Origin of the sequence: Methanosarcina acetivorans C2A (genome assembly GCF_000007345.1) — an archaeon.
Classification (GTDB): domain Archaea; phylum Halobacteriota; class Methanosarcinia; order Methanosarcinales; family Methanosarcinaceae; genus Methanosarcina; species Methanosarcina acetivorans.
In genome coordinates, this window is sequence record NC_003552.1 from 140,353 (window position 1) to 160,973 (window position 20,621).

General features: G+C 43.2%; 19 protein-coding genes. 11 read left to right on the forward strand and 8 right to left on the reverse strand.

What is annotated here, in order from left to right; all coding sequences use genetic code 11:
- The first annotated feature begins 4 nt into the window (after window positions 1-4).
- From MA_RS00600 to MA_RS00610, 3 genes are all read left to right on the forward strand, one after another.
- A complete protein-coding gene (locus tag MA_RS00600) occupies window positions 5-631 on the forward strand; it encodes a phosphatidylserine decarboxylase (RefSeq protein WP_011020174.1) in 627 nt (208 codons plus the stop codon).
- A gap of 1 nt (window position 632) precedes the next feature.
- The gene (locus tag MA_RS00605) at window positions 633-1,376 is read left to right on the forward strand and encodes an archaetidylserine synthase (protein WP_011020175.1); all 744 of its coding nucleotides are present in this window, start codon (window positions 633-635) and stop codon (window positions 1,374-1,376) included.
- A gap of 303 nt (window positions 1,377-1,679) precedes the next feature.
- On the forward strand, window positions 1,680-2,036 hold the full coding sequence (locus tag MA_RS00610) for a dihydroneopterin aldolase family protein (protein ID WP_011020176.1): 357 nt from the start codon (window positions 1,680-1,682) through the stop codon (window positions 2,034-2,036).
- A 54-nt stretch (window positions 2,037-2,090) separates the two neighbouring features.
- On the opposite strand, the gene hisC is transcribed toward MA_RS00610, so the two are convergent.
- The 4 genes from hisC to MA_RS00635 all read right to left on the reverse strand — a co-directional run bounded on the left by hisC (window position 2,091) and on the right by MA_RS00635 (window position 6,917).
- Window positions 2,091-3,191, reverse strand: a complete 1,101-nt coding sequence (gene hisC, locus MA_RS00615; RefSeq protein ID WP_048064817.1) for a histidinol-phosphate transaminase — start codon at window positions 3,189-3,191, stop codon at window positions 2,091-2,093.
- Window positions 3,172-4,359 carry an acetylornithine transaminase gene (locus tag MA_RS00620; protein WP_048066055.1) on the reverse strand — a complete coding sequence of 396 codons (1,188 nt, stop codon included), beginning with the start codon at window positions 4,357-4,359 and terminating at the stop codon, window positions 3,172-3,174. Before MA_RS00620 ends, hisC begins: the two co-directional genes overlap by 20 nt.
- Window positions 4,360-4,914: 555 nt before the next feature.
- Window positions 4,915-5,901 carry a hypothetical protein gene (locus MA_RS00630; protein ID WP_157860060.1) on the reverse strand — a complete coding sequence of 329 codons (987 nt, stop codon included), beginning with the start codon at window positions 5,899-5,901 and terminating at the stop codon, window positions 4,915-4,917.
- A gap of 482 nt (window positions 5,902-6,383) precedes the next feature.
- On the reverse strand, window positions 6,384-6,917 hold the full coding sequence (locus MA_RS00635; RefSeq protein WP_011020180.1) for a PUA domain-containing protein: 534 nt from the start codon (window positions 6,915-6,917) through the stop codon (window positions 6,384-6,386).
- 301 nt (window positions 6,918-7,218) lie between these two features.
- Here MA_RS00635 and MA_RS00640 point away from each other — a divergent pair, with 301 nt between their 5' ends.
- The 4 genes from MA_RS00640 (at window position 7,219) to MA_RS00655 (ending at window position 11,560) form a co-directional block, all read left to right on the forward strand.
- Window positions 7,219-8,325 carry a hypothetical protein gene (locus tag MA_RS00640; RefSeq protein ID WP_048064819.1) on the forward strand — a complete coding sequence of 369 codons (1,107 nt, stop codon included), beginning with the start codon at window positions 7,219-7,221 and terminating at the stop codon, window positions 8,323-8,325.
- Between the two features lie 121 nt (window positions 8,326-8,446).
- The gene (locus MA_RS00645; protein WP_011020182.1) at window positions 8,447-9,529 is read left to right on the forward strand and encodes a hypothetical protein; all 1,083 of its coding nucleotides are present in this window, start codon (window positions 8,447-8,449) and stop codon (window positions 9,527-9,529) included.
- Window positions 9,530-9,816: 287 nt separating this feature from the next.
- Window positions 9,817-10,947 (forward strand): hypothetical protein, encoded by a 1,131-nt coding sequence (locus tag MA_RS00650; protein ID WP_048066057.1) that lies wholly within the window; start codon window positions 9,817-9,819, stop codon window positions 10,945-10,947.
- A 46-nt stretch (window positions 10,948-10,993) separates the two neighbouring features.
- Window positions 10,994-11,560 (forward strand): hypothetical protein, encoded by a 567-nt coding sequence (locus tag MA_RS00655; protein WP_048066058.1) that lies wholly within the window; start codon window positions 10,994-10,996, stop codon window positions 11,558-11,560.
- A gap of 449 nt (window positions 11,561-12,009) precedes the next feature.
- Here the strand turns inward: MA_RS00655 and MA_RS00665 are convergent, their stop codons facing one another.
- The gene (locus MA_RS00665; RefSeq protein ID WP_011020185.1) at window positions 12,010-12,312 is read right to left on the reverse strand and encodes a DUF1894 domain-containing protein; all 303 of its coding nucleotides are present in this window, start codon (window positions 12,310-12,312) and stop codon (window positions 12,010-12,012) included.
- Between the two features lie 348 nt (window positions 12,313-12,660).
- Window positions 12,661-14,049, reverse strand: a complete 1,389-nt coding sequence (locus MA_RS00670) for a phytoene desaturase family protein (protein WP_011020186.1) — start codon at window positions 14,047-14,049, stop codon at window positions 12,661-12,663.
- 496 nt (window positions 14,050-14,545) lie between these two features.
- Here MA_RS00670 and MA_RS00675 point away from each other — a divergent pair, with 496 nt between their 5' ends.
- Both MA_RS00675 and MA_RS00680 read left to right on the forward strand, forming a co-directional pair.
- Window positions 14,546-15,004 (forward strand): DUF1890 domain-containing protein, encoded by a 459-nt coding sequence (locus tag MA_RS00675; protein WP_011020187.1) that lies wholly within the window; start codon window positions 14,546-14,548, stop codon window positions 15,002-15,004.
- Window positions 15,001-15,375, forward strand: coding sequence for a DUF1894 domain-containing protein (locus tag MA_RS00680; RefSeq protein ID WP_011020188.1), 375 nt, complete (start codon window positions 15,001-15,003; stop codon window positions 15,373-15,375). Before MA_RS00675 ends, MA_RS00680 begins: the two co-directional genes overlap by 4 nt.
- Before the next feature lie 245 nt (window positions 15,376-15,620).
- Here MA_RS00680 and purM read toward each other — a convergent pair whose 3' ends face one another.
- Both purM and MA_RS00690 read right to left on the reverse strand, forming a co-directional pair.
- Window positions 15,621-16,622 (reverse strand): phosphoribosylformylglycinamidine cyclo-ligase, encoded by a 1,002-nt coding sequence (purM, locus tag MA_RS00685; RefSeq protein WP_048066059.1) that lies wholly within the window; start codon window positions 16,620-16,622, stop codon window positions 15,621-15,623.
- Between the two features lie 22 nt (window positions 16,623-16,644).
- Complete coding sequence (locus MA_RS00690) at window positions 16,645-18,063, reverse strand: aspartate kinase (RefSeq protein WP_011020190.1); 1,419 nt, start codon at window positions 18,061-18,063, stop codon at window positions 16,645-16,647.
- Between the two features lie 476 nt (window positions 18,064-18,539).
- Here MA_RS00690 and MA_RS00695 point away from each other — a divergent pair, with 476 nt between their 5' ends.
- Window positions 18,540-19,733, forward strand: a complete 1,194-nt coding sequence (locus tag MA_RS00695) for a cofactor-independent phosphoglycerate mutase (protein WP_011020191.1) — start codon at window positions 18,540-18,542, stop codon at window positions 19,731-19,733.
- Window positions 19,734-20,095: 362 nt separating this feature from the next.
- Window positions 20,096-20,557 (forward strand): Hsp20/alpha crystallin family protein, encoded by a 462-nt coding sequence (locus tag MA_RS00700; protein ID WP_011020192.1) that lies wholly within the window; start codon window positions 20,096-20,098, stop codon window positions 20,555-20,557.
- Window positions 20,558-20,621 lie beyond the last annotated feature (64 nt).

Genomic DNA, 20,621 nt, shown 5'->3' on the forward strand with positions numbered 1-20,621 from the left:
ATCAATGATTGCAAAAGGATCCGAACCCTGGCTTTTCGCAGCTGCATCCGCAACTGCCCTGTTTGCAATTCTCTCATGGGCAACGGATAGTTTACCATTCCTTAATCATGCAGCTCACATGGGAATGGCATTAACTTTCTTTATGGTTATCTTTTTCAGGGACCCCGAAAGAAAGGTGGAAATCTCTGACGCTTATATGATTTCTCCTGCCGATGGTACGGTTATCGACATCAGAGACAGGAAAATCTGCATTTTTATGTTTCTTCAGAATGTACACGTAAACAGAGCTCCGATTTCCGGAAAAATCAGGGAAATTACCTACAAGAAAGGCGGTTATCTCCCCGCTTTTTGTAAGGATTCGGAAAGGAATGAAAGAAACGAGTTCATTATTCATAGCAAGTACGGGGATGTAGAGGTCACACAGATTGCAGGCACTATTGCCCGCAGAATTGTCACATATTCGAATGTGAATGACAGTGTAGAACAGGGACAGCGGATCGGGATGATCCGTTTCGGGTCAAGAGTCGATGTAACAATTCCTCATGATTTCGATATTACAGTCTGTAAAGGGGAGCGGGTGCTTGCAGGCAAAACCGTTATAGCAACAATAAAAAATGACAGGGACTTTTGATATGAACGTATTTCAAATGTTACGGCTCCCGGACTTGGTCTCTCTTTTGAACCTGATCTGCGGGATTGGCTCCATTGCAGTAGCTGCCCAGAGTAACTCTTTTGGCTTTGCTTTGATCTTACTCCTGATTGCGGCAATTGCAGACGGAGCAGACGGATACATCGCCCGCAGGTTCAAAGGAGGAGAACTTGGGGAGCAACTCGACTCCCTCGCCGATGCAGTCTCTTTTGGGGTCGCTCCCGCTCTTCTTATCTTTCTGGAATTCGGAGAACAGGACCCTCTTGTCGCGATATTTGCAGCTTTTTATGCTGTATGCGGAGTGCTAAGGCTCGCCCGTTTCAATTCTACGATATCTACCTCGAAGCCCGGATTTGAAGGACTCCCCATCACTGCAGGTTGTATTATGCTGGTTACCTATCTTTTGCTTGGAGAAAGTATCGTAGGTATAACCTTTTTGCTGGCTCTGACTTTAGCCCTTTCTATCCTTATGGTGAGTTCCGTAAGTTATCCCAAGATCCGGAATATCAGGGTCCTTGCTTTTGTAGCTGCGGTTTTCGGGATAACTATTCTTCTGTACTTTATTGATCTGGAGTACATGCGGCTTTTTTCTTTCCTGCCCTTCATTCTTATGCTTACTTACCTGTTTTCTCCTTTCCTGAAGGTCCCTTTGATCAGCCCTGTTAACAGTAAAGAGCAGGGGAACAAAAAGGGACTGAAAGCCGGAGGGGGAAAAGAAAAGCAGTAAAGTCAGTTCAAATAGTAAGGTCAGTTCAAATAGTAAAGTCAGTTCAAATATTACTGTAGTTTCCTGTAGTTTCGGACTTAAATATCCACACTTAAATTCACACTTAACCACTCAATAGCTGGTATTTGATTCTAATTTCTCACAGGCACATTGAATCAACAGGGCAGATCGAATTAACAGAAGCGCATTTGTTCGGCAGGATTGCGTTGGATCGGCAGCGATGAATTGAATCGGCAAGATTAATTTGAATTAGTAAGGGTATTGGAGCAACAAGGCATATTGGATTGAAAAGGAGAGGTTTATTTGGCCGGAAATAAAATAACCGATAGAGATAACGCACTTTTTGAAGCAGGAATAAAACTGGGAGCTCTCTACCATCAGTTTACGGGTTCCCCGGTAAACCTGAGAACGGCTTCAAGCCTTGAGCAGGCTATTCAGGAAAGCATTTCAGTTCAGCCTTTTGTGGAAAGCATCTCCGTGAAAATTGACCGGGATCTCTTGAAAAGTAAGCTAAACAGTGAGTTCGGATACACCGAGCTTCAGGGTCCCATGCTTGATGTCAAAATCACTGTAAAATACGGCTCTTCACGGGTGAAAGTTGCAATGGAATTCGACTCCGAACTGAATTATCCATTGATGAAAATTGAAAGTTTAGAATAAATTGAAAGCTAAACCTAAGAAAAATTAAATCTTAATTAAGGTAACCAGAGGTGTTCAAACCTCTGTTTTTGAAATTTCAAAAGCTCTGACTACCTTTTCATTCTGTTCGGGGGTGCCGACTGTTACCCTGATAAGGGAATCTCCGGCTTCTCTGAAAGAATCACATGGCCGCACGATTATTCCTTTTTTCATAAGGTTTTCTGAGACTTTTTTTGCTTTCAGGGGGGTAACATCTACGAGCACGAAGTTTGCTTGCGAAGGATAAACCGCGAACGGGATATTTTTCTTAAGGTATTCCCTACCTTCCCTTGCAAGATTTATGCTTTTATTCAGGTGGTCGGTATCCGAAAGTGCGGCTACTCCTGCCCTTAAAGCCAGAAGGCTCACTGAAAATGGGGTGGCTGCCCTTGAATACTCTTTTACGAGCCATTCTGGCAATATCCCATATCCCAGGCGCAGGCCTGCAAGCCCGAACACCTTGGAGAAAGTCCTCCCAACCGCCAGGTTGTCATATTCCCTTACGAGCCCTGTGAGGTTCCTGTCCGCAAACTCAACATATGCTTCGTCCACAAACACGAGGGCATGGGTGTTTTCGACGATTTTCCTCAGGTCGGCTTCAGGAAGTAGGTTGCCCGAAGGATTGTTTGGGGAGCAGAGAAAAATGATCTTTGTCCTGGGCGAGACGGCTCCAAGGATCTTTTCAGGATCCAGGGAAAAGTCGGGGTTCCGCCTGACAAAAACCGGTTTTCCTCCGCAGGCTCTGGCAGGCAGTTCGTAATAAGCAAAGGTTGGGGTAGGGACAATAACCTCGTCTCCCTTTTCAATGATTATCCTGCAAAGCCCGTCAAGGAGCCCGTCCATTCCGGGGCCGGAGGCGACGATGTTCGATACCGGAAAACCGGTGTATTTCGAGAGGACTTCTCTCAGTTCCCGTGCATCGGCTGAGGGGTAAATATTTGCTCCTGGAGCTGTCTCTACGAGAGCTCTGACGGCTTTCGGGGAGGGCCCGAGGGGGTTTTCGTTTGAGCCGAGTTTGATAATCGAAGGCGGGTCAATCCCGTAAGCGGCAGCTATCTCTTCTATGGATTTTCCGGGAACGTACTCTGCGATTTCAAAGATTTCTTTTTTTATCAGTTCAGGCCTGCTCAAGAACATCAACTACCGTATCGATCTGTTCTTTCGTAATCACAAGTGGGGGGACAAGGCGGAGTACTGAATCCGAGGTGCAGTTTACAAGTACACCCTGTTCCCTTGCAAAGTCAACAAATTTGCCGCAGGGGTATTTGATCTCAACGCCTATCATGAGCCCTTTCCCGCGGACTTCCACAACGTCATCCCTTACCATGCCTGCAAGCTTTTTCATGAAATAAGCCCCCATTTCCTTTGAGCGCTCGAGAAGCTTTTCTTCCCTTATCACCTTAACCGAAGCAAGAGCGGCTGCACAGGCAAGTGGCCCGCCTCCGAAGGTAGAAGCATGCTGTCCGCGCCCGAAATTGATCCCGTTGTGGGCTGCAATGGCGCCCATAGGGAAACCTCCTCCTATGGCTTTTGACATGCTCATGATGTCGGGTTCAACCCCGAACTGCTCTTTGCAAAACCAGGTGCCTGTCCTTCCAAAGCCGGTCTGCACTTCATCAAAGATCAGGAGGGCGCCGGTCTCGTCACAGATCTCCCTTACTTCTTTTAAGTATCCGGGGTCCGGTATGTTTATCCCGCCTTCTCCTTGAATGGGCTCAAGGATTACTGCTGCGGTGTTTTCGGAAATTGCCTGCCTGATAGCCTCGGCATCGGAATACGGGACAAAGGTGGTTTCGGAGCTTACCGGTGGCATGAAGGGGTCCCTGTACATGCTTTTGTGGGTCACGCTGAGAGCTCCTATAGTCCTCCCATGGAAGGAGTGTTCGGCAGCTACAAAAGCGCTTTTTCCCGTAGCCACACGAGCCAGTTTCATTGCAGCTTCTACGGATTCGGCTCCCGAGTTGCAGAAAAAGACGCGCTCCATCCCTGTAATCGAGGCAAGGGTTTCCGCAAACTCTGCCTGGATTTCAGTATAATAAAGATTTGAAACATGAATCAGGTTCTCTGCCTGTGCCTGGATTGCTTTAACAACTGTCGGGTGGCAGTGCCCTACATTGTTTACCGCGATCCCCGCCACGCAGTCGATATACTCTTTCCCGTAAATATCCTGAACGACCGCTCCCTTACCTTTTGAAAGCACAAGGGGCTGGCGCCCGTAGGTCTGCATTACATATTTTGAGTCTTTTTCTATAACGGAATCGTACCTTGCCTGCGGGTCCCCGGATTCAATAATGTTTTCTGTCAAGTGAATTCCTTTCCTTGAATTTGTGATCATAAGTTTATTTTTAAAAGTTTGCGTTGAAGTTTTTCTTGGATTTTAATCAATGTTTCAGCTGTGTTCAGTTTAAGTTATATTTAATTTCAACTGTGTTCATTCTTTTAATGGTATTTATTGATGGACTGCTGGTTTCTACAGACTGTATCCCTTAATTTAATAACTTCCTGATTAATGGACTTCTCAGTTTAAGCTTTTCTCCTACCTTCGCCGGAGCCCAGATAATTCCCTGCTTTCCTGAAAAGCTTTGATTTTCCAAGAATTCCTGGCTCCTTGAGGATCCCCGATTCTCTGAAAACTGGTTCCTTGAGAATTACTTCCCTGAGAATATTGTCGGCTATTTGCTGCCCTTTCTCTGAAAAAAGAAATTTTCTGCATCATTTTCCATGTTCTATGGATTTTTCCTGCATAAGGACAAAATCAGGATTCACAGAAAGACTTTATATTTCAGGAGCAGCCCGTCTGGAAAAATTCCGGGAGGAAGATTCTGGTTTCAGGAGCTTCGGACTTAAGCCGGGATTATGATCAGCTCTGATGCTCCCCGGCTTCGTGTCTTCTTCTCAATCTTCTCACTCCGCCGGTGCGCCGGGTCCTCCCTAACGCCACGGTCCTGGCAGACATTCCTTCCCTGCCGGGTACAAAGCCATTTTTAGCTTTTGCACTGGTTTTAATGAGCGAGTCAATCTTGATTATTTCCGGAGCTTTCAGAAGCCCGTCCCGGGGTACGGGTTCCTTGACTTCTCTCGGAATCACTTTTCCCAAAGCATTAACATCTGCAAGAATTGGCATTTCTGCAGCATCCCTTAAGAAAGACAATCCTGAAGGTGCCTTTATAGTGCCTTCTACCCTTGCGTTTTCATGCAGTAAGACAGACTCTGCTTTTATTCCTCCGAAGACCTTGGTGTTCCGGCCAATATTTACCTGTCCTTTTGAAGATAGATTCCCATAGATAGTGCTGTTTTCTCCTATGTTGATCTTCCCTTCGGAATAAATGCTTCCCTTCAGGATCAGGGCATTTCCGGTTTCTACAGATTGTGCCTTCAGGTTTCCTATCAGATAACAGTTGTTTCCGACAACTGCATCCCCACCAACTTCAATGACTTCAGGAGTGATTTTTGTGCCTGTGGGTATGATAAGTATTTTTTCAGCGGGTTCCCTGCTTTCGGATTCATGTTCTTCTTCGGATTCGTCAAAAAGTTCTTCAAGGGCTTTTTCGATTTCTTCTCCCCTTCCAAGACGCATCATTTCCCTGATGTACAGGAATAAAAACATGATTACAGGGACAGGGTTTCTGACGACGATCCAGCCTTTGGCTACAAACCCGCCTTTGATTTTGACTTCCTTGCCTACGTCCAGGTCCCCTTCTACGGTCAGTTTTCCCTCAATGCTAACAAATTCTCCCAGATAGGCGTTTTTGCCGACTTCCACATTGCTCCCCATTTTTGACCACATGTCAATCCTGGTATCAGAGCAAGCTACCACATCTCCGGAAACAGCCACTCCTTCTCCCATGATGACCATATCCCCGGATATGCTATACTGGATGCTGGAGTGGTTGCCGACAATAACGTCTCCCTCAACTACAATCCTGCTTGTGTCTATTCTGGTATTATCGGGAACCAGAAGGTGTTTTAGGATTTGCTCTTGTTCTGGGATGCTTTCACTCTCCGGGGGAACTGTTTTTACAATCTGGTACGAGTTTTGCTTTTAAAACCGCAGGGCTGAAAATACAATTATTTATTTTGCGAGTAGTATTCATTCAAAAATAACTATCTACGATATATTCTTATCCATTTTTTCCGTTCAGCCTGGCATTTTTGAGCAGTAAGAGTAGTCCTTTATATATTGTATCCAGCTATATGAAAATTTGCGTAAAAAGTAAAAATACCTTTTGTCTTCCCGTATCAGGTTTAAAATTTATTTTTTCTTTTCTTAAATCAAGGCTTTCTTAAATCAAGGCTTTCTTAAATCAAGATTTTTTAAATTAAGATTTTTTAAATTAAGATTTTATGACTTACTGGTTGACTTTCCGGGCCTGAAAGGTTTATCCCTTTTTTTTTCGAAGCAATTCCTGTCCGTACATCTACAGCTGCACCGCTGTCAAGAGCCAGGATTTCTGCAGGGGATAAGAGCAACTGTCCTGTTGCAAGCAGCCTGTCTGCTTTGTCCGTGACGAGCACTTCCTCTCCTGCGCGGAGTTCGGGGTCGATCTCAATTACATGCTTTGCAAAAGCTGTTTTGCCTGCCTCCACAAAAGGAGCAGCGTCTTCAGAAACAGCTACCCTGAGCCTTTTTCCGGGAAGAAGCCTGTGGACTACGGCAGCTCCTTCAATACTGAGCGTGAAAAAGCCATCTTTTGCTCTGGCTGTTGCAATTCTCTTGCCTGAGTGAAAGACTTGGCGTACTCTTTTTGTCCGGGATAACTGGAACGTTGATCCTTCAGGGAAAAGTTCCTTTCCCGTACCTTTCCCGAACTGGTAATCCGCAATCATACGGACCCTCGAAAGTCTTTCCACATTGCTGTTCATGAGGCTAGATAATATATGCAGACCTTAAAGCCGTTCCGGTCACCGGACTTAGAAAAATAAATGATTAAGATGGAACAAATTTATATTTTCCTGATGAAATACTAAATTATTTATATTTTGTACAATTTCTAACAATAACTGTCTGGAAGTGCAAATTCCATAATAATGTAAATTAAAAAGTAATTTTCCTGATTTGAAAGGGATCCGAATCCAAATCTTGCGATCCCTCAGGTATTTAATTCTGCAGGTAGAAATTTCTCCAGAGTAGCCCCAACTTAAAAAAGAAAATTCGAGGATTTTGTTGATTCGCAAAAACGTTTCTTTAGATGAGGCTCACCTCCAGAAACTCCAGCCCCTGCTGGAAAAACATGGAGGGAATTTGAGTGCAGCTATACGTGAAGTCATCGACCTGGCCAGCCCTGATCCTGAAAGCCTCCGCACCCCTGAGGAAATGGCCGGAGATCTGAAAAATAGGAAATCCTCTGAGGTAAGGGAACAGCTTATTCAGAACGGCGAATGTGTAATGATAAGCCAGCAGATTCTGAAATGGCTTGTGAAAAACAGTTCTGGGAGGCTTATGGAAGAGGATATTGTGCACGAACTGCTCAATCCTTATCTCCTCACTACAGTTCCCGAGTTAAAGGAGTTCCTCAACAGTGCCAGTAAAACCGCGGGCTGGAAAATAGAAGTCTCCTGTTCTTTCAGGGGAGAAGTCGTGCCTGAATCTTTTACCATGGATTTCGTTGGCGGAGACAGGGATTTTCGTGAGCTCCTCGTAGAAATTGTCTGTATTTTCCTCTCCCGCTGGATGGACTTGGATGTAGAGGCTCTGCACCGGAAGTCCAATTCGGTTACCGTGTACCTGATTCATTTTGTCCGGCATGAAAGCCAGAGTATAAGCCCCGGCGTCAGGAAACATTTCGGTGCTAAGGATCTCCTGTACAGGGAGATTGAACGAAAACCTGATTTCTGGGTAACCCTTGCAGAACTTTATACAAAGTTCAATTACCAGAGAGTAAATCTGGACAAGAGTCTTTTTGAAGCTCTTGTAGCCGGAAAGCTTCCTGATATAACAAAATATTTTGAGCTTAAAGCCGACCGTTCCCTCCGTGAAATCCCTCTTTCGGAACTTCTCCCGCTCTTTAAATACCTGGTAGTTGCCCCCCAGCTGGTAAACGATGTGGAAATATGTACCGAGAAAGGAAAAGAGCAGATAAAAATCCGGCATGATTATTCTGAAGAGAGCGTGGTTTTAACCCTTATTCAGCTGTTTTCCAATGTATTTAATGCAGGCTGGCACAGTTTCACTGTGAACTATGTCTCTGAACTCATAATATTCGATTTTTCTCTTCCTGATACTTCGGAACGGGACGCTGTAAAAGTTTCTTCCGGGCTGGATCTGGAATAAAATAACAAATTTTTTATATATCTCGGTCTTGTAAACTTACCTGTAGTCTTTAAGTTTGTGATATGTTTGCACTGCCAGAACGTTTGTCGAAAAAACACTTTTTATAAAGCAGGGATAAGCTTTGATCCGCAAAAACGTTTCTATGGAAGATGAGTACCTTCAGAAACTGCAGCCCTTCCTGGACAAAAATAACGGGAATCTGAGTGCTGCAATAAGGGATGCGATAGAACTCGCAGATGCTGCTCTTCGGGGTCACGAGTCCGTAGAAGATGCTCTGGAATATTTTACGGAGGGCTCAACAAAGTATCCTGAGATCCGCAACAGCCTGATCGAGAGCGGAGAATGTATATTGATTAGCCAGCTTTCGTTCCGATGGTTGATTGAAAATACCGATGGGATACTGGTAGATGACGAGCTTGTAAGTGAACTTTTCAATCCTTATCAGATAAAGACTGCTTCGGATCTCCTGGAGTATCTCAATACACGTAGCCGGAATATGGGCTGGGGAATTAAAGTTTCTATCAACACCTTGCAGGAGGATAAAACCGAGGTAATATTGCTTGAAAACGGGGATCCCAGTTTGAGAGCCTATCTTGCTGAGGCAATCTCTATCTTTCTTGGCCGCTATCTCAACCTTGACGTTTCCTTTGTCCACCGTAAATCCAATTCAATCCGTATCTTTCTTAAGGAACACAGATCTGATATGGAGGTTCCTCCGGGAATTAGAAAGAACTTCGGAACTCTTGACTATACCTTTAAGGAAATTCGAAGCAAGCCGGAATTCTGGACTTCCCTGGTGGAAAGGTACAGGCAGCAGAGGTATCAGCGGGTAAACCTTAACAAGGATGTCTTTGAAGCATTTCTTTCAGGGGAGATTCCTGATGTTACAAGCTTTTTTGAGGCCTCTGCAGGCAAGCCTATCCAGGAAATTCCGCTTTACGAACTGTTTGCTATTTCCAAAAAATTAATTTTTGTTACTCAGCTTGCAACGGATGTTGAAAGGACGGTTGAGAGGGGCAAGATAAACATCAAAATTCGGCATCAATTTTCCGATGAAATTGCTATTGAAAAACTTATAGCTCTTTTTTCAAAATTGTTCATGGCAGCAGGGCATGCATTTGAGGCCAGGACCGTATCAAATCTTATTACCCTCGAGTTCAAAGAACCCTGTTCTGCCTATTCTTCAAGCAACGGTAAATATTGAAAATTCTCTTCCTTCTCATCATCCAAACTATATAAAAATTTAGTTAAAGTCCTCTCTTAAGTGAAACTTTCTATCTGTTCTCGTTATATGTTATATGATATTGTTTTTCTGTCCTTTTCTTCTTTAATGCTTCGTCTCTTATTATAAATTTTTCTTTCCGACCTCTGGCAAAAATATTAATAAGTAGGAGGTACAATCTATTACTGGTTTATAAAAATGGTTAAGTGCAGGAACCGGGGAAAATTCGAATTTCCTGTGCTTCCAAAAAGGGACAAGAGGAACTCTGCTTGATAGTCCGCAAAAATATTTCGATCGATCAATGTTACATTGATAAATTAAAGCCCTTTCTGGACAAAAACAATGGAAATTTAAGTGCAGCGATAAGAGATTCTATAGAAGCTGCCTCTCAGGTTCTTGATGAGAAAAAGAAGGAGAAGGGAGAAAAAGACTCACGTAGTGCTTTGAAGACTATCGAATTACGTAACAAAATGGTTGAAGATGAAGAATTTCTGCTAATTCATCATACCATGCTTGAGTGGTTTATCAAAAAAACCTCAGGCCTGCTTCTTGAAGAAGCGACTGTATACGAGTTAATAAATCCCTATACTATTAAGAAAATTCCTAATTTTGTTAATTATGTAAACGTCCTGAATGATAGGATGGGATGGAAAATTAAAGTTGGTGCCGAATATGCTGAACCGGAACCTGGAACTTTGATCCTGACCCTTTCAAACGGCAATCCCTGTTTCAGGGGAGTAGTTGCCCAGAGCCTTGCCCTCTATCTGGCAAAGCAGATGAAAATGGATGTACAGGGGCTGTTCAACAGGTCAAATGCAACTAAAATCTATTTTAAGCGGTTCGAGTTCCTCAATTATGAAAAAATCCCTAAAGGATTTGAAGAACATTTCGGGTCAATGGAAAGCACTTTTCGGGAAATCCAGAAAAGGCCGGAGTTCTGGAAGAACCTTGTCAAGACATACAGACAGCAGAACTACCAGCGGCTCAGCATGAACAAAAAAGTTTTTGAAGCATTTGTCTCAGGAGATCTTCCTTCAGTTGACGATATGGGAAGAGAATTCGAATTGCTTGCGGGCAAACCCCCGGAGACTTTTACCCTTGCAGAGCACATAATGATTTTCAAAGAACTTTACCTTACCGACAGTATAGGAAGCGATATTGAAGTCTGTACTGAGAAAGGACGCGAATATGTTAAACTGATTCACGACTACTCCGACAGAAAAGTATGTGAACGCGTTATACAGTACTACTCAAATATCTTCAGGTCTATTGGTCATCCTTTTACAGTCACTTCAAGCCCCCATATGATTGTTTTCGAATTCGGGAAAAACCTGAGTCCCAGCCATATCTCCGAACCCGGGCTTGCAGGGGCCGAGTCCGAGCTTTCCTTTACTCCCTGAGTTTTTGGCAGATAATTTCATATGCGGAAGTTTCCTATCACTTTTCATGAGTGATGTAATTCTGCTCTGGGACTGTCCTCTCCTTTTTGAAAAATTGTTTGTGGAATACGGGCTTGAGTGCAGCCGAGCGCTCTCGACTTCCCTTGGTACTCCTTATCTGCCCGCCTGTAAGATCCTTATCTTGCCTACAGGGTTTGCCAATAAACAGTATACAAAAACAGGAGTCGGGCTTGAACGCGGCAAGCGTTCCCTTGAAAGATTTGTGGCAAAAGGCGGAACCCTGCTCGTCTTCGGTCCCCTTGTCCCCGAATATGAGTATGAGTGGCTGCCTTTCTCCCTTAAATACGTAATGGAAGAAAACTCCTGCACACCACGTCCTGTGGGCGAGCATGAAGCTCAGAAACTTATCGAAAACATTGTCCCCCCTGCAGGATGCGACGGCTACTTTTCAGAAACCGATGCTGAAGTTGTACTTGAAGACGAAAGGGGCAGGCCTATTATGGTCGCAAAAGGAATTGGGGAAGGCATGATTGTCGCAACCACAATCCATGAATTGCCAGCAGCCGAGTTTTTTGAGTGCAGGGCCGTATGTACGAGAAAAGTGAAGGCCTGATAAATGAATGTTTGATAAATGAATGTTTGATAAATGAATGTTTGATAAATGAATGTTTGATAAATGAATGTTTGATAAATGAATGTCTTATCAGTGAATGTCTAATAAATGAAGGTTTGATAAATAAAAGTTTGATACATGAAGGTTTGATACATGAAGGTTTGATACATGAAGGTTTGATAAATGAAGGTTTGATAAATGAAGGTCAGAAAGGTAAAGATTAGACAGATAAAGGTCTGAAAAATGAAATTTCAAACCAAAAAGCTTCGTTCTATGATCTAAAGCCTGAAAACCTGAAAAATCCAAAATCTGAAATTCTAAAACCTGAAATATCTAACCCGAAATAAAGAAATACAGTATAACCGGCGTAAAAAGAACTCGATAATAAACATAAAGGAAGCTTTAAAGGGAAAACAAACAGCTACAGACTGTAGCTCTTTTGTCAGCCCTTATTTTATTTTCTTTACATTTTTATCCTTTTTATATTGCTCTCTAAGTTTCTTGATTTCTTCCGCTTCGTTTTTCATTCTCAGTACAAAGAGGCCGAAGCAGGGCTTTATGAATTGAAATAGGATTGCATCTCCTGAAAAACCGACGGGGACGGATGTACCCAGAAGGAAAATGCCTTTTATATTGTACCCTCCCGGTACCAGGTACACTTCCTCCGCGTTTTTTTTAATAAGGTCTTCACATTCTTTAAGGGATGCATTTTTCAGGAGGATTTCGTAGTCAAATTCGCTTAAACATACCATTTTTGTACCTTTTATGATTTTTTTTCTTTAGAGAGTCCAGAAAGATTCTGACGTTTATCATTGCTTCGAATGACAGCTAATCAAATCTACAAATTAGAATTAGGGGGGATGATATATAGAGATAACATTTTGAAACGAGAAACGGAGAGTTCTGTAGAAATTCTGATTCAATCTGAATAATACACTTTAGTCTGATCTCATAGTCCACAATATTGTTTTCGAAAAACTTTTTCTCGATAATTTTTGAAATTTCCAAAAACACACATGATATTCTTCGAACAACAGGCACAAAGGAATAAAAATACTTCTCCGATCACAGTACTTCCAGGCCAAAATAAAAGATAAATTTCATAGGTTTGGAATTTGTTCCTTTCTCAAAACGGTTATGAGTTTCACTATAGAATAAGCAGCTCTGGTTATTCCCATACTGCGTTCATCCACATCTGTACCAACTAGATACAGATTTTTTACTGGCGTAGTTATCCCTGCGATAAAACCATTTATTGCCATAGAAGCTTTTTCCGGAACGGTCATTTGATAATGAATCATATCTATATGTTTGTTTATACCAGGATAAACTCGCAAAATAGTCTCGTAAGCATCCGATTTTTCAGATTCTAATGAACTATTTTCATCTATGGAAAACATAAAACCTACAAGCTTTTTGCCCGCAGGAGCAAAACTCTTGTTATAATTGCTTATCGGCATTGCCCAGAAAGGTTTTTGTTTAAACCACACTTCTCCCCCTGTGTAGTTGAATTCTTCAAACTCTTCGTCCAGACCAAGCCATATTGTTAAGGACTTCGACTGTTTGATTCTGCTTAAATCCGAAACATAAGACGCAGGTAAATCAGTAACATATCTAGGGAGATCTTTTGCAAAAGCTGAGTAAATAATCGTATCTGCAAAATAGGAACCTTCATTTGTTAAGACTCCTTTTGCAGTGTTGTTTTCTGTGATTATCTGTTCTACGGCAGTATTAGTTTTAATCTCCACCGTTTCTGGCAAAGAATACAGAATGGCATTTAATATCGCTTTCAAACCGTTTCGCGGATAATACTGATTATAATTTACTTTGTTATTATTCAACAATCGACTGACATAAGACATTCTTTTAAATTTATCAATATACTGATGTTCACTATTTTCGTGAGTAATATCCTTTTCTATATCCTCTTCAATAAATCCACCTCCGACAAACATCCTCTGAACCGATGTCTCTTTTGCGGATTTTCCGGATAAAAAATAACTAAATGTATCCATGAATTCTTTCGTGTCAGATGAGAGTGTATTCCATGGCAGGGATTGATAAACTGAAATATTAGATATGTCAGTTCCGAATTGCCATGAAAGCAGCATTTTAGTCAATGACTGCGCAATTATGAGACGATCTTTTCTTGGCAACACATCCATTGTAAGGTAGCCCGTAAGAGTGGTGGGAACTTCCTTTAAACCATCTTTATCACGTATAAAATAATCACCATAATCAACAAAAGCAGGAATATAGTCAAAATAATTTTCCATTAAATATCTTAGTGGCCCACCCTCATGGAGTTGAGTAATGGCATGAGGCCCGGTATCGACTTGATAACCGTTAACAAGATAGCTATTACAATTATTTCCCAGCTTTCTGTTTTTCTCTAAAACAAGAACTTTTTTCCCGGACTTGGACAATACCAGAGCAGATAATAAGCCACTGACGCCACCGCCTATTACAATCGAATCATAATTCTCCATAATATTTCTCTATAATGTAATACTGATTAATATTTTTTTGCTATGTAAGCACAGTAGCATGAATAGAAGTCTGTGACTCTCACAGTATCAATTGCCTCATGAAATTTTTTTTCCTTCCTGTTCTTCAGGAGGTCGATAAGTTCTATAAAGGTGTGATAGTCTATACCTGTACATTCCTTCAATAAAACAAGGATACAATGTTGATATACCGGGTATGAACATATCTGGTAAACTGATCTTGATAATGGTTCATTCTGAAAGGCTGAAAATTTTCAGGACTGATCTCAACAGGTTTAATACATAATTGGTTCTATCATTAGAATGATCAAAAACAAAACTTAGAGGGATTAAAACTCAAACCTATGGGGATGGTTGAATAAAACGTTGTCTCGTTTTCAAGGGTTTCTACCGAATGTCAATTGCAAAGGTTGAAATTCAGGATTAACCTATCCCACTCTTACAGATGATATCCAAGATTATCCAGAGATGAAATATTATGACCGGCGCAAAAGTGCTCCTCATGATGGGATGCCCCGAGATCCCGATTCAAACCAGCATTGCCCTATATCTTTCCCACAAGCTGACCAACTTAGGATTCGATGTAACGGTTGCAGGGACGGAAGCTGCAACAAGACTTTTGAAAGTTTCCGATTCCGATGGCTATTATGCAAAAAAGCTGGTGAATCTCGATAAAACCATGGAGGACATTATTGAGAAAAGATCGGATTTCGACATCTGTTTCGCCTTTATGCATAACGATGCCGGAATGACCTATGCAGCGACCATGAGTGCCCTTTCTCAGGCAAAGCTTTATTCGATAGTCTTTGGCAGACACGCCGACGAACTGGCTGAAACCATCGAATTCGATGGTGAAAAGATCGTCTCGAAGGATGTTCACAACCCCCTCCGCCTCAAGAACAGGCTGGATAAAATTGTGGAGGGGATAGCCATATGAGCTGTATTGAGCAGATGAAGTACGAGATTCTCCTGGAAAAGACGACTTACAAAGAGGCCAGAGAGTACATCGAGAAAAACTCAGAGGAAGTCTACTATGTAGACCCCGGATACAAGATTTTCAAGGACTACCACATAATAGGAGTGCCGCCCATTGCTATGGGGGTTAAGGGCAACTCTCTGATTTTCACCTATACAAAGCCCTGCTACGGAACCTTTGTCCTGACCGTAGACAGCGAGGACAGCACAAAAGAAATTGACCGGCTCAGAGAGACGGAGAAGAATAAGGTAAAGCCCTCTTTGAAGAAGAGCAAACCTCCTGAGAGCCCGAAGGCTCCCTCTGGCAGCTACCTGGATATGTGGAAAAAATGAATTAAGATTAGGGGATTAGAGTTTAAGAAATAGAATTTAAGAAATAGAATTCAGGATAAAAGAATTAGGAGAATTGAGCTGGAAGAAAAGAATTAGGAGAATTGATTTTAGAGGAAGTTGGGGGGGAGATTTTCCCTTCGCTCCCCTCTAAGTTGACTTGTAAAATTAAATTTTATACTTTTACTCTTACTATTGTTTTCACTTTCACTTTTATTTATACTCTTACTCTTACTTTTTCTTTAATCTCACTCTATTATCAGGTCTTTAACCCTGATCCCGCTTTCCACAATTTTTCCTACGATTTTTCCACCGGTAAGCTCTGCAGCTTTTGCGGCGTCTTTTTCCGGCAGGATCATCAAAAAGCCCATGCCCATATTGAAGGTTCTGTACATCTCAAGGTCTTCGACTTCGCCTTCTTTCTGCAGGAATTTGAAGATCTCCTGGGGCTCGATAGGGTCGGAAAATTCAAAGCCAAGTTTTGTTACCCTTCTCAGTTTCAAAAGCCCGCTGCCTGTTATGTGGGCAAGCCCGTGGACTTCGCACGCTTTAAGGACATCAAGGACTTCTATGTAAATCCGGGTGGGCTCAAGGAGTTCGTCTCCTATGGTCTTTGAACTGTCATAGGGACAGGGATCGTGGTAAGAGTAGCCGGATTTCTCAATGATCTTCCTTACAAGAGTATAGCCGTTACTGTGGACTCCTGTGCTCGGGATGCCGACAAGTACGTCGCCTACCCGGACCTTTCCTCCTTCTAGGATATCTTCTTTTTTGACAACCCCCAGGCAGGTGCCTGCAAGGTCAAAACCTTTGATGATATCAGGGAGGGTTGCGGTTTCCCCGCCTACAATGGACATCCTTGAGATTTCGGCTCCTTTCAGCAGCCCTTCTCCTATCTGGGCGGCAAAACCCTCTTCATGCTTCTCCAGGGCCAGGTAGTCCACAAAGGCTACGGGTTCGGCCCCGATGGCAAGGAGGTCGTTAACGTTCATTGCGATACAGTCTATCCCCACGGTGTTCCAGCGCTTCATCTCGTTTGCAATAAGGACTTTTGATCCTACCCCGTCCGTCGTCATGGCAAGGGCATATTCTCCGAAGTCCAAGAGCCCTGCATAGTGTCCTATTCCTGTAAGAGGGGCTCCAATACCCTTTCGAACATAACTCAGTTTGTCGATCAGGGTTTTGACGGTTTTTTCTTCCTTTGTGATATCCACGCCTGAGTCCGCGTATGTTAGGTGCTTTTCGCTCACTCTCTGACCCTTCCTGTCTGCTTCATAGCTTTTTTTCAATTCCATTTCCATTGTAAAGTTCGAATTCGTCATGCAGGGTCTTGACTGCAGCAAATGCGTCGCCCTCTCTGACCACGAAAGAGATATTGTACTGGGAAGATCCCTGACTGATCATAATAATATTAATCATTGAATTCCCAAGTGCTCCGAAGACTCTTTTTGCCACTCCCGGAGTTCCTGCCATGCCCGCACCCACAACTGCAACCACACAGACATTTCTATCCGAGGTGATTTCCTTTACGATTTCACGGTTGAACTCGGCATGGAGGGCTTTTAATGCAGATTCTACGTGTGACTCACTGACCACAAAAGAGAGGTTTGACTCTGAAGATCCCTGGCTGATCATAACAATATTTACCCCAGCTCGGGCAAGTGCGGTAAAGAGCCTGGCCACTGTTCCGACCGTTCCTGGCATTTCGGCTCCTGAAATATTAATAAGCGCTACGTTCTTGATCAGGCTTACTGCTTTTACTACGTGCCTGCACTGGAACTTCTCCGCAACCACAAGTGTGCCCGGAAACTCCGGGTTAAAAGTATTTTTGACGCGTACGGGAATATGTTCGCGCATTGCAGGTTCAATGGTGCGCGGGTGCAGCACGTTTGCCCCGAAGTAAGAGAGTTCCATGGCTTCTGCATAGGAGATCTGAGGGATGGTCTTTGCTTCGGGCACGATTCTCGGGTCCGTTGTCATAATCCCGTTGACTTCTTTCCAGAGCCAGATCTCATCGGCTTTCAGGGCTGCCCCAAGGATGGAAGCCGAGAAGTCAGACCCACTTCTTCCAAGGGTGGTAATGATTCCGTCTTCATTTTCTCCAATGAATCCCGTGACCACAAGGATATGGGACTCAAGCCTGCACCCAAGCCTCTTTAAGACAAGCTCGTATGTCTTTTCAAGAGGGCGGGCGTTTCCGTAATCCGATGTGGTTACAATTCCGGCTTCTCCTCCGGTGTATTCGATTGAAGCTGCCCCGAGGGAGCGGACCGCACCCGAAACTATCGGAGCTGCCAGTCTCTCTCCATAGGAGGAGATATAGTCAATCGACCTGGAGGTAAGTTCGCCAAGATAGCAGATCCCGATCAGGGCTTTTTCGAGCTCTTCGATGCGGAGGTCAAGGACCTGGAGGACTTCTTTTGCGACCCTGGGGTCCTCAATGGCATCCTTCACAGCTTCGTGGTGTTTGTTTGTAAGCTCTGTTTTAAACTCTTTAACAAGTGAAACCTTGCCTTTTGTTGAAGCAAGGCGAGCATTTTCCAGAAGCCTATCGGTTACTCCACCGAGTGCCGAGGTTACTACCACGATCTGGTTGCCCTCCTCATGATATCTTTTAAGGAGCTGGGCAACGTGACGGATTTTTTTTCCGTCCCCAACGGAAGTTCCTCCAAATTTCATTACAATTTTCATGATCGGATCACGTTTTGGCCTTAAGTAGGATATTCTTACATCGTTATTTTTTCTAATATGTTACTTATGGTATTTTTGTTTAAGTAATTCTGACTATCCTGATCGTATTCAGGGTAACCCGAAATAGCACTAATTATGCTGACATTATAATCCGGCATTAGTACTAACAATAATCTGACATGTGTCCTGTTACGTTTACAGGTTCACTTCTCTATAAATAACCCTTCCTGTAAAGAACAGCATACGCTGGCTCTCCTGACACTTAATATATTTTACGCCGGGAACCTGTCCTGTATAGGATATGGATACTATATTATAATGTTTGTGTAAAATGGGTATAGGAATTGAAACGTTAGGATTGGCAGAAAAAACCTGCTGACAGGTGTCCAATAAAATACCGGAACAGTCCTCCAGCAGAAAATGATATATTTTATCCGTAAGATGAAAGTGTAAAACAGTTGGAAACAGGTGAAGCAATGAAATACGCCGTACTTATAGGAGACGGAATGGCGGATTATCCCATAGAGGAGCTGGGCAGCAGAACCATTCTGCAGGCAGCCCGAACCCCTGCTATGGATTCCATTGCAGCCCGCGGAAAAACAGGGCTTGCAAAAACCGTGCCTGAAGGGTTTCCCCCCGGAAGCGACGTGGCAAATATGTCCATTTTCGGATACGACCCAGCAATCTATTACTCAGGGAGGGCTCCTCTGGAAGCTGCAAGTATGGGAGTAGCCCTTGCAGCCGATGATGTGGCTTTCAGGTGTAATCTCATAACAATCGAAAACGGAAAGATAAAAGACTACAGTGCAGGGCATATCAGCAGTGACGAAGCCGAGATTCTGATCGATACGCTTGATTCCGAACTCAGGACTGAAAAAGTCAGGTTTTATCCTGGAATAAGTTACAGGCACCTTATTGTTGCCGGGAATGACCTGGGAGCTGAAACGGAATGTACGCCTCCGCATGATATCACAGGCGAGAGAAAAGATGATTATCTTCCCCGAGGAAAAGACGGAGAGTTTTTTTCAGGGTTAATTGAGGCGTCAACAGTCGTTCTGGAACTGCACCCTGTTAACCTGAAAAGAGTACAGGAAGGCAAAAACCCTGCCAATTCTATCTGGGTCTGGGGGCAGGGTTATGCCCCGAAGTTCAAGACTTTCCAGGAACTCTACGGTAAAAGCGGAGCTATCATCTCAGCTGTGGATTTGCTCAAGGGAATCGGAATCTATGCAGGACTGGATGTAATCGAAGTCCCCGGGGCAACCGGTTATCTTGATACCAATTATGAAGGAAAAGCCAGTGCAGCTATCGAAGCTCTGAAGACCAGGGATCTTGTTTTTGTCCATGTGGAAGCCCCTGACGAGGCAGGGCATGAAGGAAGCCTTGAGAAAAAAATGAAAGCAATTGAAGACTTTGACAGCCGGATTGTTTCTCCCATCCTCAAGCATGCCGAAGCTTCGGATGAAACTTTTACTATCCTTGTACTGCCTGACCACCCGACTCCGATCTCGGTAAAGACCCATACGAGGGATCCGATTCCTTTTGCAATTTACAGAACTGATGCAGCCGATCCAGATGGTGTGGAATATTTTGATGAGGAATCGGTCAAAAATGGTTCTATGGGTCTGGTAAAAGCTTCAGACCTGATAGGAATGCTTGTAAAAGTCTAAGCTTGTAAAAGTCTAAGCTTGTAAAAGTCTAAGCTTGTAAAAGTCTAAGCTTGTAAAAGTCTAAGCTTGTAAAAGGCTAGACCTGTAACGGCTAAATTTATAAAATGTTAAGCCTGTAAAACAAAACCCGTGTTCAGGTTTGTTAAAGGCCTGTCACCGGTTTTCAGCCCTGAAGTTTTTAATTTCTCCGGAAATTCCTCCCGGGTTTTCGGGGATTTTTATTTTCATGAATTTTATTTTTAGGTTTTTTCCTTACATTTTAGTGAAATTCTCTCTCAGGAAAACATATATATCCTTTCTCAATATATTCAAAATAGCATATCTATAGATGCATTATCTTTTTCTTAAGGGGGAATATCAAAATGAAATGGCCTGCTAAAAGATCAGTTTCAGGACCCGCACGCTGGGATCCTTTTGAAGAGATTAGAAGAACACAGGAACGTCTAAACCAGCTGTTTGAAGACTTCATGCCGATGGAAGAATGGGGGGGCGGAAAAGTGTACACTCCTGCCATTGATATCATGGAAGAAGACGACAAGCTCGTGGTTACTACCGACCTGCCCGGAATCAACAAGGAAGATGTTGAAATCAATCTCAAAGAAGACATGCTTGAGATCAGCGCAAAGACCGGCGAGGAAAAAGAAACTGAGGAAGAAGGTTACCTGCGCAAGGAAAGGGCATATACTCAGTTTTACCGTGCCGTCCGCCTGCCAGTAGGTGTTAAAGAGGAAGGGTCTACTGCAAAAATGGAAAATGGTGTCCTGACAATTTCTCTTCCAAAAGCTCAAATTGAAGAGCCTAAAAAGAAGATAGAAATTGAGTGACATCTCAAGGAAAGTAGACTCTGCTATAAGATGAATAGAGGTAAGAAGAGATAGAGGGGCTGCG